8 protein-coding genes and 4 pseudogenes are annotated in these 12,695 nt (G+C 71.1%); 6 read left to right on the plus strand and 6 right to left on the minus strand.

Going from position 1 to position 12,695, the window contains the following annotated elements:
• Window positions 1-322 precede the first annotated feature (322 nt).
• From ACZ7D7_RS17780 to ACZ7D7_RS17795, 4 genes and pseudogenes are all read left to right on the plus strand, one after another.
• Window positions 323-1,207: a universal stress protein gene (locus ACZ7D7_RS17780; protein WP_470825296.1), complete on the plus strand. Its 885-nt coding sequence runs from the start codon at window positions 323-325 to the stop codon at window positions 1,205-1,207.
• A 203-nt stretch (window positions 1,208-1,410) separates the two neighbouring features.
• The gene (gene ppdK / locus ACZ7D7_RS17785; RefSeq protein ID WP_470825298.1) at window positions 1,411-4,095 is read left to right on the plus strand and encodes a pyruvate, phosphate dikinase; all 2,685 of its coding nucleotides are present in this window, start codon (window positions 1,411-1,413) and stop codon (window positions 4,093-4,095) included.
• A 199-nt stretch (window positions 4,096-4,294) separates the two neighbouring features.
• Window positions 4,295-6,988, plus strand: coding sequence for a bifunctional acetaldehyde-CoA/alcohol dehydrogenase (gene adhE, locus ACZ7D7_RS17790; protein WP_470825299.1), 2,694 nt, complete (start codon window positions 4,295-4,297; stop codon window positions 6,986-6,988).
• 244 nt (window positions 6,989-7,232) lie between these two features.
• A pseudogene (locus ACZ7D7_RS17795) lies at window positions 7,233-7,512 on the plus strand (pyridoxamine 5'-phosphate oxidase family protein); the annotation flags it as partial.
• Here the strand turns inward: ACZ7D7_RS17795 and ACZ7D7_RS17800 are convergent.
• From ACZ7D7_RS17800 to ACZ7D7_RS17815, 4 genes and pseudogenes are all read right to left on the minus strand, one after another.
• Window positions 7,476-8,108 (minus strand): annotated as a pseudogene (locus ACZ7D7_RS17800) (amino acid kinase family protein); the annotation flags it as partial. The pseudogenes ACZ7D7_RS17795 and ACZ7D7_RS17800 sit on opposite strands and share 37 nt — an antisense overlap.
• Window positions 8,057-8,260 (minus strand): annotated as a pseudogene (locus tag ACZ7D7_RS17805) (ornithine carbamoyltransferase); the annotation flags it as partial. The pseudogenes ACZ7D7_RS17805 and ACZ7D7_RS17800, both read right to left, overlap by 52 nt.
• A 21-nt stretch (window positions 8,261-8,281) precedes the next feature.
• A pseudogene (locus tag ACZ7D7_RS17810) lies at window positions 8,282-8,896 on the minus strand (arginine deiminase family protein); the annotation flags it as partial.
• A gap of 3 nt (window positions 8,897-8,899) precedes the next feature.
• On the minus strand, window positions 8,900-9,169 hold the full coding sequence (locus ACZ7D7_RS17815) for a hypothetical protein (protein ID WP_470825300.1): 270 nt from the start codon (window positions 9,167-9,169) through the stop codon (window positions 8,900-8,902).
• A 195-nt stretch (window positions 9,170-9,364) separates the two neighbouring features.
• Between ACZ7D7_RS17815 and ACZ7D7_RS17820 the strand changes: the two genes are divergently transcribed.
• Together ACZ7D7_RS17820 and ACZ7D7_RS17825 are read left to right on the plus strand one after the other, a co-directional pair.
• A complete protein-coding gene (locus ACZ7D7_RS17820) occupies window positions 9,365-9,829 on the plus strand; it encodes a cyclic nucleotide-binding domain-containing protein (protein WP_470825301.1) in 465 nt (154 codons plus the stop codon).
• 35 nt (window positions 9,830-9,864) lie between these two features.
• Complete coding sequence (locus tag ACZ7D7_RS17825) at window positions 9,865-10,605, plus strand: CBS domain-containing protein (protein WP_470825302.1); 741 nt, start codon at window positions 9,865-9,867, stop codon at window positions 10,603-10,605.
• Window positions 10,606-10,667: 62 nt separating this feature from the next.
• Here the strand turns inward: ACZ7D7_RS17825 and ACZ7D7_RS17830 are convergent, their stop codons facing one another.
• Both ACZ7D7_RS17830 and ACZ7D7_RS17835 read right to left on the minus strand, forming a co-directional pair.
• Window positions 10,668-11,360 carry a response regulator gene (locus ACZ7D7_RS17830; protein WP_470825362.1) on the minus strand — a complete coding sequence of 231 codons (693 nt, stop codon included), beginning with the start codon at window positions 11,358-11,360 and terminating at the stop codon, window positions 10,668-10,670.
• Window positions 11,361-11,761: 401 nt separating this feature from the next.
• A complete protein-coding gene (locus ACZ7D7_RS17835; RefSeq protein WP_470825303.1) occupies window positions 11,762-12,655 on the minus strand; it encodes a universal stress protein in 894 nt (297 codons plus the stop codon).
• Window positions 12,656-12,695 lie beyond the last annotated feature (40 nt).

The raw sequence follows: 12,695 nt of genomic DNA on the forward strand, positions 1-12,695 counted from the left end.
AGGAGCGGGGATGGGCCGTACGGGGGCGGGCAGGGGGACGTTCGGCCCGGCTTCGGGGGCTGGGTGGACCGGCCGGCCGACGAGGGACCGCGGCAAGGCGGTGGAGGGGCCCACCGGGTCCTGACCGGGAGGGCCGAGTGGTCGTGGGAGGGGACCAGCGGCCCCTGGGCGCACGGACCGGGGCGTCGCGACGATCGGAGCGGGGGACCGGTGGCTCCGCGTGGTCGTGCTGAGGCAGCGCCGCGTGGATCCACCGGACCTCCCGGGCCGGCGGGTGTGCCGAGGCCCGCGCAGGACGTAACCGGATACGGAGGTGTCCCCCATGCTTTCCCCTATCGTCGTCGGCCTTGACGGCACCGCCGAGAGCCGCGCCGCTGTTGACTGGGCAGCCCGCGAGGCTCAGCGTCGCGGCTTGCCGTTGCGCCTGGTCACCGCTTGGATCTGGCGGCCGGTCGACGTTCCCTCGGCCCAGGAGTCGGAAGCCCAGAAGCAGTGGGCGCAGCAGCTCCTGGACGAGGCCAGGCAGGACCTCGCGGCGAAGCATCCGGCTCTGCCGGTCGCCGTCGAGCAGGTGTCCGATCTTGCCCCCCGGGCGCTGCTGCGGAGTGCGGAGGGCGCCGAGATGCTGGTGCTGGGTTCGCGCGGGCAAGGCGTCATCACCGGTTTCCTCCTCGGGTCCGTCGGTCAGCACGTGCTCGCCCGGGCGCACGTTCCCGTGGTGCTCGTACGCGCGCCCCAGCCCGACGGCGTTGCAGACGCCCAGGCAGCGGACGAGGACGGCGGCGAAGTGGTCGTCGGAATCCAGGACCGGGACGAACCCGCAGAGGAACTGCTGAAGTTCGCCTTCACCGTCGCGGCCGCCCGCGGGGCCGGCGTGCGCGTGGTGCACGCCTGGAGCCGTCCACCGGCGTTCGCGTACCGGGCCGTGGTCGTGGGCGACGAGGACGGCGGCATGGAGGCCCGGGTCGAGAAGGAGCTCCTGGAGGCCATCGAGCCCTGGCGGCAGCGCTATCCGCAGGTCCGGGTGGCCCACAGGATCGGCCTCGCGACCGCCGCGGAAGTCATCCTCCAAGCGGCACGGAACGCGGCGATCGTGGTCGTGGGCCGTGAGACGCACCGGCCGGCCCTCGGTATGCGCATCGGTCCCGTCACCCATGGCGTGATCCACCATGCAGCCGCGCCCGTCGCCGTCGTACCCCACGACTGAGGGGCCACCGGACCGCAGAGCGGGGACATCCGGGGCCTGCAGCCGGGAGTACCACCCGGATGAGTCTGTTTCCCCGGCGCGCCGGACGCCGGCACACGAAATACCAGGACGTGAGCCGAGACCGAGCCGGGCGGACCGACGCGTCACGCGCACCACGCACGGCAAGGCCCGAGGGAAGATCCGAGAGAAGAGGGATGCAGGCCATGACCCGATACGTGTACGACTTCACCGAAGGCGGCCGGGAGATGGCCGGCCTCCTCGGCGGCAAGGGTGCCAACCTTGCAGAGATGACCCGGATGGGCCTGCCGGTTCCGCCCGGTTTCACGGTCACCACAGGGGCTTGCCGGGCCTTCCTGGCCTCGGGCACCGAGCCCGACGGGCTGACGCAGGAGATCGACGAGCACCTGGCGGCCCTGGAACGGGCCGCCAGGCGCTGGCTCGGGCAGCCCGACGACCCGCTGCTGCTGTCCGTGCGCTCCGGGGCGCGGTTCTCCATGCCCGGCATGATGGACACGATCCTGGACATCGGCCTGAACGACGAGTCCGTGCAGGGACTGGCCAAGGCCTCAGGTCAGGAGCGCTTCGCCTGGGACTCGTACCGCCGCCTCGTCCAGATGTTCGGCAGCACGGTGATGGGGGTCGACGGAGCGCTCTTCGAGAACGCCCTCGACACCCTCAAGAAGACGCGCAACGCGCCCGACGACCTGCGCCTGGGAGCCGCCGACCTCGCCGGACTGGTCGACGTCTACCAGCGGTTGATCCGCCGGGAGACCGGCGAGGACTTCCCGCAGGACCCGGACGAGCAGCTGCGCCGGGCGGTTCGCGCCGTCTTCGAGTCGTGGAACGGTGAGCGCGCCCGCGTCTACCGCAGGCGCGAGCACATCCCCGACGACCTGGGCACCGCCGTCAACGTCCAGACCATGGTGTTCGGCAACCTGGGCCCCGACTCCGGCAGCGGCGTCGCCTTCACCCGAGACCCGGCCACCGGCCGGCCCGGCGTCTACGGCGACTATCTGTCCAACGCGCAGGGCGAGGACGTCGTGGCGGGCATCCGCAACACCGTCCCGCTCGACGAGCTCCAGCGGCTCGACCCGGAGTCGTACCGGCAACTGTGCGAACACATGCGGACCTTGGAGAACCACTACCGCGACCTGTGCGACATCGAGTTCACCATCGAGCGCGGCAGGCTGTGGATGCTCCAGACCCGCGTCGGCAAGCGGACCGCGGAGGCCGCGTTCGCCATCGCCGCCGAACTGGCCGACGAGAACCTGATCGGTCCCGCCGAGGCGCTGGCCCGGGTGAACGGCGAGGGGCTCGCCCGGCTGATGTTCCCCCGCTTCGACACCTCGGATGCCGGTGCACCGTTGGCGCACGGCCTTCCGGCCTCGCCGGGGGCCGCCGTGGGGGCCGCGGTCTTCGACTCCGCGGAGGCGGTGCGGCGCGCCGCGGCGGGGGAGAAGGTCGTCCTCGTACGGCAGGAGACCAACCCGGACGACCTGCCCGGCATGGTCGCCGCCCAGGCGGTACTGACCAGCCGTGGCGGCAAGACCAGCCACGCGGCCGTCGTCGCACGCGGCATGGGAAAGGTGTGCGTCTGCGGTGCCGAGGAGCTCACCGTCGATCCCGGCGCGCGACGGTTCACCGCCAACGGCGTCACCGTCGAGGAGGGCACCGTCATCTCCGTCGACGGCTCGGAGGGCGCAGTCCATCTCGGCTCGCTGCCGCTGGTCGACTCGGCGGTCATGCGCTACTTCGAGAGGGGCGAGGAGCCGGCCGGGCTGGTCGACGCCGTGGCCCGTGCCATGCGACAGGCCGACTCCGTACGGCGACTGGGCGTGCGGGCCAACGCGGACACCCCCGAGGACGCCGCTCGCGCCCGCCGCTTCGGCGCCGAGGGCATCGGGCTGTGCCGTACCGAGCACATGTTCCTCGGCGAGCGCCGCAAGCTGGTCGAGGCCATGATCCTGGCCCGCACGGACGCCGAGCGGGACCGGGCCCTCGAAGGGCTGCTGCCGCTCCAGCGGCAGGACTTCATCGAGATCCTCGCCGCGATGGACGGCCTGCCGGTGACGATCCGGCTCCTCGACCCGCCGCTGCACGAGTTCCTGCCGGACCGCACCGAACTGGCGGTGCGCGTCGCCGCCACTCAGGCGCACGGCGACGCGCCGGACCCGCACGACGCGGAGCTGCTCGAGGCCGTGAACCGCATGCACGAGGAGAACCCGATGCTCGGCCTGCGCGGCGTACGCCTCGGCCTGGTGGTCCCGGGTCTTGTCGCCATGCAGGTCCGGGCCATCGCCGAAGCCGTCGCGGAGCGCAAGCGCGCGGGCGGGGACCCCAAGGCCGAGATCATGGTGCCGCTCATCGACGCGGTGGAGGAACTCCACATCGTCCGCGCGGAGGTGGAGCGGGTCCTGGCCGAGGTCTCCGCGCGGACCGGCATCGCCGTCGACTGCCCGGTGGGCACGATGATCGAGCTGCCGAGGGCCGCGCTGACGGCCGGACGGATCGCGCGGGAGGCCGCGTTCTTCTCCTTCGGCACCAACGACCTCACCCAGACCACGTGGGGCTTCTCCCGCGACGACGTCGAGGCGGCGTTCTTCTCCGCCTACCTCGACAAGGGCATCTTCAAGGTCTCCCCGTTCGAGACGATCGACCGCGAGGGCGTGGGCCGGCTGGTGGAGATCGCCGTGGCCGAGGACCGCGCCGCACGGCCCGACCTGAAGATCGGCGTGTGCGGCGAGCACGGCGGAGACCCGGACTCGGTGCACTTCTTCCACGGTGCGGGACTGGACTACGTCTCCTGCTCCCCGTTCCGTGTCCCGGTCGCCCGACTGGAGGCGGGCCGGGCGGCACTCCCGGACACCGAGGGCAGCGACAGCAGGTGAGGTCGGGCTCGCGGTCCCGGGTCCGACCGGCCCTGGATCTCCGGGCCGGTCGGACCCGAGGGAGGACCGTCGGCACCTGGGAGCGAGCGCCCCGCTGAGAGACCGTCGTAAGGGGAACGGCACCGATCCCCCGAGGTGCCGCTCCCTCCACGAACGTCGAGTCCACACTTCGGCACGCCGATCAAGGAGGCGCATTTCCATGGCCCACAAGGACGACCGCAACCGGACCGCTGCCCGGCAGCACCCCCAAGGCGGGCCCTCCGACACCGCGATCGCCGTGGACCGGCTGGTCACGAACGGGCTGAAGGCGCTGGCGGACTACGACTCCCTCGACCAGGAGCAGGTCGACCACATCGTGAAGAAGGCCTCGGTCGCCGCCCTCGACCAGCACACCGCACTGGCCCGCCTTGCCGTGGAGGAGACCGGCCGCGGCGTCTTCGAGGACAAGGCCGCGAAGAACATGTTCGCGTGCGAGCACGTCACCCACAGCATGGGCAGGATGAAGACCGTCGGCGTCATCGCCCGCGACGACATCGAGGACATGGTCGAGATCGCGGAGCCGGTCGGCGTGGTGGCCGCCATCACCCCCGTGACCAACCCGACCTCCACCACGATCTTCAAGGCGCTGATGGCGCTGAAGACCCGCAACCCGGTCGTGTTCGCCTTCCACCCCTCCGCGCAGCGGTGCAGCGCGGAAGCGGCGCGGATCGTCCGGGACGCGGCCGTCGCGGCCGGCGCGCCGGAGCACTGCGTCCAGTGGATCGAGGCTCCGTCCATCGAGGCGACCAGCGCACTGATGCACCACTCGGGCGTCGCGCTGATCCTCGCCACCGGCGGCAACGCCATGGTCAAGGCCGCCTACTCGGCCGGCAAGCCCGCGCTCGGAGTGGGCGCCGGCAACGTCCCGGCGTATGTGCACAAGAGCGCCAAGCTGCGCCGGGCCGTCAACGACCTGGTGCTGTCCAAGTCCTTCGACAACGGCATGATCTGCGCCTCCGAACAGGCCGTCGTCCTCGATGAGGAGATCTACGACGCGGCACTCGCCGAGTTCCGCACGCTGCACGCCCACCTGGCGACCGCCGAGGAGAAGACCAAGCTGGAGAGCTTTCTCTTTCCGGCCGGCAAGTCCCCGGGCGGCGGCTGCGAGCCCAAGGTGAACGCGGCGGCCGTCGGACAGAGCCCCGCGTGGATCGCACGCGAGGCGGGGTTCAGCGTGCCCGAGAACACCTCGGTCATCCTCGTCCAGGCCGAACGGGTGGGCCCGGACGAGCCGCTGACGCGCGAGAAGCTCTGCCCGGTGCTCGCCGTACTGCGGGCCGGCTCCGAGCAGCAGGGCTTCGACCTGGCCGCCGACATGGTCGCCTTCCACGGCCAGGGCCACAGCTCGGTCATCCACACCGAGGACCGCGAGCTCGCCGAGGCGTACGGCCGTCGCATGAAGACCGTACGTGTCATCGTCAACTCGCCCTCCTCGCAAGGCGCGATCGGCGGCATCTACAACGGCCTGCTGCCGTCGCTCACCCTGGGCTGCGGCTCCTGGGGCAGCACCTCGGTGTCCAACAACGTCTCCGCCGCCCAGCTGCTGAACGTCAAGCGGGTCGGCACACGCCGCAACAACCTCCAGTGGTTCAAGGTCCCGCCGAAGATCTACTTCGAGCCGCAGGCCATCCGCTATCTGCAGTCCATGCCGGACGTGCACCGCGTCACCGTCGTCACCGACGCCACCATGACCCGCCTCGGCTTCGTCGACCGGGTGAGCCGCGTCCTGCAGCGTCGGCCCCAGCCGGTGACCCTGCAGATCATCGACAACGTCGAGCCCGAGCCGAGCATCGACTCGGTGCGCCGCGGCGCCGGCCTCATGCGGGACTTCCGCCCGGACACGATCATCGCGCTCGGCGGCGGCTCGCCGATGGACGCGGCGAAGGTGATGTGGCTGCTGTACGAGCAGCCGGAGATCGACTTCGCGGACATGCGGCAGAAGTTCTCCGACATCCGCAAGCGCGCCTTCCGCTTCCCAACGCTGGGCAGCCGGGCCCGCCTGGTGTGCGTGCCCACCACGTCCGGCACCGGAGCGGAGGTCACGCCGTTCGCGGTCATCTCCGATCCGGCGACCGGCAAGAAATACCCGCTGGCCGATTACGCGCTCACCCCGAGCGTGGCCATCGTCGACCCGCTGCTCACCACCGAGCTGCCCCCGGCGCTGGCCGCCGACAGCGGCTTCGACGCCCTCACTCACGCCATCGAGGCGTACGTGTCCGTGTACGCCAACGACTTCACCGACGGCCTCGCGCTGCACGCGATCCGGCTGATCTTCGAACACATCGAAGCGGCCGTGAACGACCGCGACGGCTCGGCAGAGGCCAGGGAGAAGATGCACAACGCCGGCACCATCGCGGGCATGGCCTTCGGCAACGCCTTCCTCGGCATCGTCCACGCCATGTCCCACACCCTCGGTGCCACCTTCCACATCGCCCACGGCCGCACCAACGCGGTCCTGCTGCCCCACGTCATCCGCTACAACGGCACCATCCCGACCAAGCTGACGGGCTGGCCCAAGTACGAGAACTACCGCGCCCCCGAACGCTTCCAGGACATCGCCCGCACCCTCGGCCTGCCCGCCGCCACCCCGGCCGAGGGCGTGGAGTCGCTGGCCGTGGCCGTCGAACGGCTCCGCGGGGCGGTGGGCATCGAGCCGTCGTTCCAGGCCCTCGGCGTCGACGAGCGGAGGTTCCTCGACGCACTGCCCCAGCAGGCGCTCAACGCCTACGAGGACCAGTGCGCGCCGGCCAACCCGCGGATGCCGATGCTCGACGACATGCAGGACATCATGCGCAGGGCCTACTACGGCCGGATGCCTCGCCGACCGGACGCGGGTCGGCCGGACGCGGAATGAGAGCCGCAAGGCCCTGGTGCGAGGTGCCGGGTGCCGTTGCCATGGCCTGATCGAGCCCGTCCCCGGCGTCGGCCCTGGGCGGGTGCCCGGGCCGGGACGCGCTCGCGTCCGAGAGGGACGACGCCCAAGCCGTCCCGGCCGCCTCGGCTGCCGGGACGGCAACCGGGCCGCGACAGCCTTGCTGCGCGCGGTCCACAGGCGCACAGCAGTAAGTGACCGAGCCGTCCGGAAGTCCGCCACGACCATCGACAACGCCCGTACTGTGCCGACCGGGCCGCGCCAGAGCGTGGCACTCGCCAAGGACGAAGCCCTGCGCCTGCCGGGAAGCGCGTCCCTGGGCAGGATCGTCTTCACCCGGCATGCGCTGCCGACCGTCCGTCCGGTCAATCACGTCCTGGACGACGGTGACATCATCATCCGTACTCACGAGGGCGCGGCCCCGACCCGTCGCACCGTCAGGCCGGCAGCCGGGCGTGGTCGTGGCCTACGAAGCCGACACCATCGACCCGGACACGCACCTCGGTCCGGTCAACGCGCCGGTGTCGTTGTCGGCGGTCACGGGGACGCCTCCGCCGCCGGCGCAGATCACGAGCGTGCCGATGCCGAGCAGATCGTGGATCGTGTCGGTCTCCACGATGCGCTCCGGCAAGGGGGAAGGGACCACGCGGCGCCAGCCGGTGGTGTCCTGGGCGATGTGCCAGCCACGCTTGCGGGCGAGCTTGCGTGCCTCTTCTCGCGGACACACCTGGCCGAAGCACTTCGTGGGACGGCCGAAAGCAGGGTCGTCGGCGTGTACGAGGGTGTGGATGACCAGCGCGGCGATCCGGCGCCCGGGCAGGGCACTGTGCAGGGTCCGCGCCAGGAGCGAGCCGATCATGCCCTGGGTCTGGGCGCCGAGCAGGTCCGGCGGACAGGGGGCGCTGAGGGCCGGGTCGGTGGCGCTCTCGACGGCGAGCAGTCCGATCTGCGGCCCGATGCCATGGGTGACGACGATGTCGTGCTCGTGGGCGAGGCGGGCGAGGAGAACACCTCGTCCGTGACCTCGCGCCCGTTGAGGCCGTGGGCGTCGAGCAGTTCGGAGCCGAGGCGTGTCTGGTGGTCGTGAAGGGCCGACAGGCAGTGCATGAACTTGACGGCGGGGTTGTCGGTGGCCGCGAGGGTCTTGTCGTTGACCTGGTAGGGGAGCAGCAGCTCGATGCGCTCCCGCCAGGTCTCGGCCGGTTCTCCCATGGAGACCCAGACGCCGGTGTGCGGAAAGTCGGCGCCGTGCACGGCGGTCTCGACCTCCTTTGTGTCGGCACCGGCGATGGTGACGGTCTCGATGCCCTGCTTGCGTAGGTGGGTGTTGGTGGTGACGTTGCGCTCGTAGCCGACGATCACTCCGGGGGCGAGGGCGAGGAAGTTGCTGCCGTCGTCCCACTGCTCGCGCTCGGCGTTGCGGATGTCCTGGGGCGCGGAGAGCATGCGGACCTTGTCCAGGTCGAGGGCCTCGGCCAGGGCAGTGGCCAGATCGGAGTTGGAGGTGACGGCGAAGCCGGTCTCGCGAGCGGTGCTGGGCAGGAGCGTCCAGGAACGCAGGGAGTCGGCGAGACCCGGGTAGATCGTGAAGGCGTCGCGGTCGACCATGGTGAGCACGGTGTCGATGTGCGTGTACGCGCGGGCGGCGGGGAGTTGGACCGCGATCAGCCCGCTGGCCGTGCCCGTGGCGAAGAGCCGGACGGCCAGGTTCTCCACAGCCTGAGCCGTGGTCCGCTCGCCCATGCCGACCATGACGGCACCGTTTCCCAGGACATGGACGTCCCCTCCTTCAAGGGTGCCCGCCGGGCCGGCGAGCAGCGGTGCGGGCGCGGCGGACGCGAACATCGGATGGAAGCGGTAGACGGCCTCGGCGTGCAGGCTCTCGCGCCGGCCCTATCGGCCGGCGACCGCTGCCTCGACCGGCGGACGCGCTCCGAGCCTGACCTGCTCTGGGACCGCCTGTTGTTCGAGCCTTGACGTTTCCTCGGTGCCCGTCACATCGCTCGTCGGCCCGACCGACGCCCGCTGACGGGCGCGGCGATTCCGCGCCGCCCGCTCCGCCAGCACGTCGAGCACGGCGCTGACCGCGAACGTGACCGCAGCGGAACTCACCAGAAGAACAGCGGACAGCCGCCACACATCGGGAGTCGGTGACGTACTCACGGTATGCCTCCTTCCGCGAACTTCTCGCCCTCTTCATCGAACCTCGGATCCGGTGCCGACGCAGCATGCCGAAGGGCCCTCACCCATTGCCGAGTGGCCCGGTCGTGGGGCCGGTCGGTCCCTGGTCCGGGCGGGTGCACGGGGACCACCCTGGAAGCGACAGACCCGTACGCCCTTCTCTCAGGAGGCACGGTCATGAACGCCCCCGCCACGCCCAGCATGCTGCGGGCACTGTCCGCCGACCACCAGCAGCGACTCATGCGGATCGCCCGCGAGGTGTCGTTCCCGCAGGACACGCGCCTCTTCGAGGAGGGTGGACACGCGGACCGGTTCTGGATCATCCGTACCGGCTCGGTCGACCTCGACATACGCGTCCCCGGCCGCAGGGCGGCCGTCATCGAGACCCTCAGGCACAACGAACTCGTCGGATGGTCCTGGCTGTTCGCGCCGCACACCTGGCACATGGGCGCCGAGGCGACCACCCCGGTGCGCGCGTACGAGTTCGACGCCGACTGCGTCCGCTCGATGTGCCGGGACGATCCCGAGTTCGGCCTGGCGGTCACCCAGTGGGTGGGCGACATCCTGGCCCACCGCCTGCGGTCCGCCCGCACCCGGCTGATGGATCTGTACGCCCCGTACGGGAGTGGCGTCTCCCGATGACTGTCACTTCGCGTGGAACGGACCAGGGAGGCACCATGCACGGCACCCCGCACATCGTGAGCGATGTGATGACCCACTCGGTCGCCGCCATCAGCCGCGAGACCGCCTTCAAGGAGATCGTACGGATCATGCAGGAGCGGAAGGTCAGCGCCCTGCCCGTGCTGGAGGACGGGGGCCGCGTCGTCGGCGTGGTCTCCGAGGCCGACCTGCTGCCCAAGGAGGAGTTCCGCGACGGCGACCCCGACCGGTACACGCAGCTGCGGCGCCTGTCCGACCTTGCCAAGGCGGGCGCCTTGACGGCAGCGGAGCTGATGACAGCTCCGGCCCTCACCGTCGAAGCGGACGCAACACTCGCACAGTCCGCACGGACCATGGCACGCGCCAAGGTCAAGCGGCTTCCCGTGGTCGATGACTCGGGCATGCTGCGAGGCATCGTGAGCCGCGCGGACCTGCTGAAGGTGTTCCTGCGCGAAGACGATGAGATCGCCGAGGAGGTCCGGCGGGAGGTCGTGTCGTACCTCTTCCCCGGCGCCACGTCCGCCGTACGAGTCGAGGTGCGGGACGGGGCAGTGACGCTCAGCGGCCGTGTCCGGGACACGTCCCTCGTCCCGGTGGCCGCGCGCCTGGTCCGGGCCGTCGAGGGAGTGGTGGACGTGGAGTTCGACCTCACGCGATCCGGCCGTTCTCCCGAGACGACGGAATCGGCCACAGCCGTCACGGGCGGCGGCGCGTCGCTCTCCGAAGGAGACGCGAGCACGTCTCCTGCATCGGGGTAGGCACAGGCGAACCCGTCCCCGCCCGCTCGTCGCACGACCGCCGATAGGTTGGCCTGCCGCGATCAGTGCCCTTCGTGCTTGAGCCGGTCCTTGGCCTGCGTCGCGATCACCGCGGCCTGGATGCGCCGCTCGACACCGAGCTTGGCCAGCAAGCGGGAGATGTGGTTCTTGACCGTCTTCTCCGCGAGGTAGAGGCGCTGACCGATCTGCCGGTTGGTCAGGCCCTCGCCGATCAGGGCGAGAATCTCCCGCTCGCGGTCGGTCAGGCCCGGCAGCGCGTCCGGTTCCTGCTCCTGCTCCTGGCCTCCGCGCAGCCGTGCCATCAGCCTGGTCGTGGCGCTGGGGTCGAGCAGAGACTGCCCCCGGGCCACCGTGCGGACGGCCGACACCAGGTCCGAGCCCTGGATCTGCTTCAGGACGTACCCGGATGCGCCCGCCATGATCGAGTCGAGCAGGGCCTCCTCGTCGTCGAACGAGGTCAGCATCAGGCAGGCCAGCTCCGGCATGCGCGAGCGCAGCTCACGGCACACGGTCACGCCGTCGCCGTCGGGCAGTCGGACGTCGAGCACGGCCACCTGCGGGCGAAGCGCCGGCACACGCGCCAAGGCCTGCTCAACCGTGCCGGCCTCGCCGACCACGGTGATATCCGGCTCGTCGTCCAGCAGGTCGTGCACTCCCCGGCGTACCACCTCGTGGTCGTCCAGCAGGAAGACCCGGATCGGGGTGTCGGTACCGGGCTGCTCGCTGTCCGCCATCACATACTCCTCGCTCACGCGCTCCGCGCCGATACCCACTCCAGGACAGCATCGGCCTTCCTAAGGAGATCCTTCTCGCATCGCGGCCAGACGAACAGGGCCGACCGGTCCGATTTCTCCCCTGGGCCCGCGGCGGCCGACAACCGCGTCTGTCGGCCCTGCGTCTGCCGGCGAAGGTGCCCGTCGGTCGTGTCGTGTACACGCGTCGGGCGCTACCCGTGGTCTGCCGGTCAGCTTCTGCCTGGACGCGGACGGCGCGGAGCTCTTACGGACCACGTCCGACTCTGCGGCAAGGGACCCGTCCGGCCCATCGGGAGCGCCTGGCCCGCCGCGGACCGTGAGTCCTTTCCGGTCCGGCCCTGGCTGGATGGACGGGAAGGACGACTCACCCGTACGGGGACTCACTCGTGCGGCACGATCGCGACAGGGCAACGGACGTGGTGCATCACGGCGTGCGCGACCGGCCCGGTGTGCACGCCGATCCTGGCCGGGCGGATCCTGCGGCCGACGGCCAGCAGACCGGCATCCTGCGTCGCGGCCAGAAGCTGCTGCGCCGGACGCCCCTCCTCGACCAGCTCGTGGACCTCCACCGAGGGAAACTTCGTGCGCCACGGCTCGAGCACGGCGTCCAGCGCCCGCACGGCGGCCGCCCGCACGTCCCTGCGCGCCTTCGCCTCCAGCGCACGCGGCACGTACGGCAGCTGCCACGCGTGCACGACCCGCAGCGGAGCGGCACGCAGAGCCGCACTCCCGAAGGCGAACGCGAGTAGTTCCTCACTCGGACTCGCCGGATCCACGCCCACCACGACGGCTCGGTACGGCGTGTGCGCCGACGCCCGGTGCTCGGCGTCCTGCTCGTGCTCGTCCGCGAGTGTCTGGTCGGCGCGTACGAGCACGACGGGCCGCGTCAGATGGGCCACCGTCGCCAGTGCCACGGAACCGGCCATGAACCCGCCGAAGCCGCTGAACGCCCGGCTGCCCAGGACCAGCAGTTCCGACTCGTCACCCGCCGCGACCAGGGCGTCGGCCGCGGGCCGGGAGATCTGGTCGGCGCTCGGACAGACCTGCGGATAGCGTTCGTTGAGCCGGTCCATTGCTCCGCGCAGGATCCGCCGCGCCCAGTATCGCGGCGTCTCGAGCTCGGGCAGCTCCGACTCGTCGGCCGGCATGCCGCCTTCCCAGGCGTGCACCAGGCGGAGCGGCAGGCCGCGCCTGAGTGCCTCGCGGGCCGCCCAGTCGGCTGCAGCGAGGCTCTCACGAGAACCGTCCAGTCCCACGACAACAGGACGAAGCACGGCCAACACCTCCCAGGTCGGTCCCCCGCCTCTGACGCGA

It is taken from the genome of Streptomyces sp. NPDC037054 (assembly GCF_055606745.1).

Coding starts and splice junctions, on each gene's coding strand:
- ACZ7D7_RS17780 (WP_470825296.1), top strand. CDS start 323: ATGCTTTCCCCTATCGTCGTCGGCCTTGACGGCACCGCCGAGAGCCGC.
- ppdK (WP_470825298.1), top strand. CDS start 1,411: ATGACCCGATACGTGTACGACTTCACCGAAGGCGGCCGGGAGATGGCC.
- adhE (WP_470825299.1), top strand. CDS start 4,295: ATGGCCCACAAGGACGACCGCAACCGGACCGCTGCCCGGCAGCACCCC.
- ACZ7D7_RS17820 (WP_470825301.1), top strand. CDS start 9,365: ATGAACGCCCCCGCCACGCCCAGCATGCTGCGGGCACTGTCCGCCGAC.
- ACZ7D7_RS17825 (WP_470825302.1), top strand. CDS start 9,865: ATGCACGGCACCCCGCACATCGTGAGCGATGTGATGACCCACTCGGTC.
- ACZ7D7_RS17830 (WP_470825362.1), bottom strand. CDS start 11,360: ATGGCGGACAGCGAGCAGCCCGGTACCGACACCCCGATCCGGGTCTTC.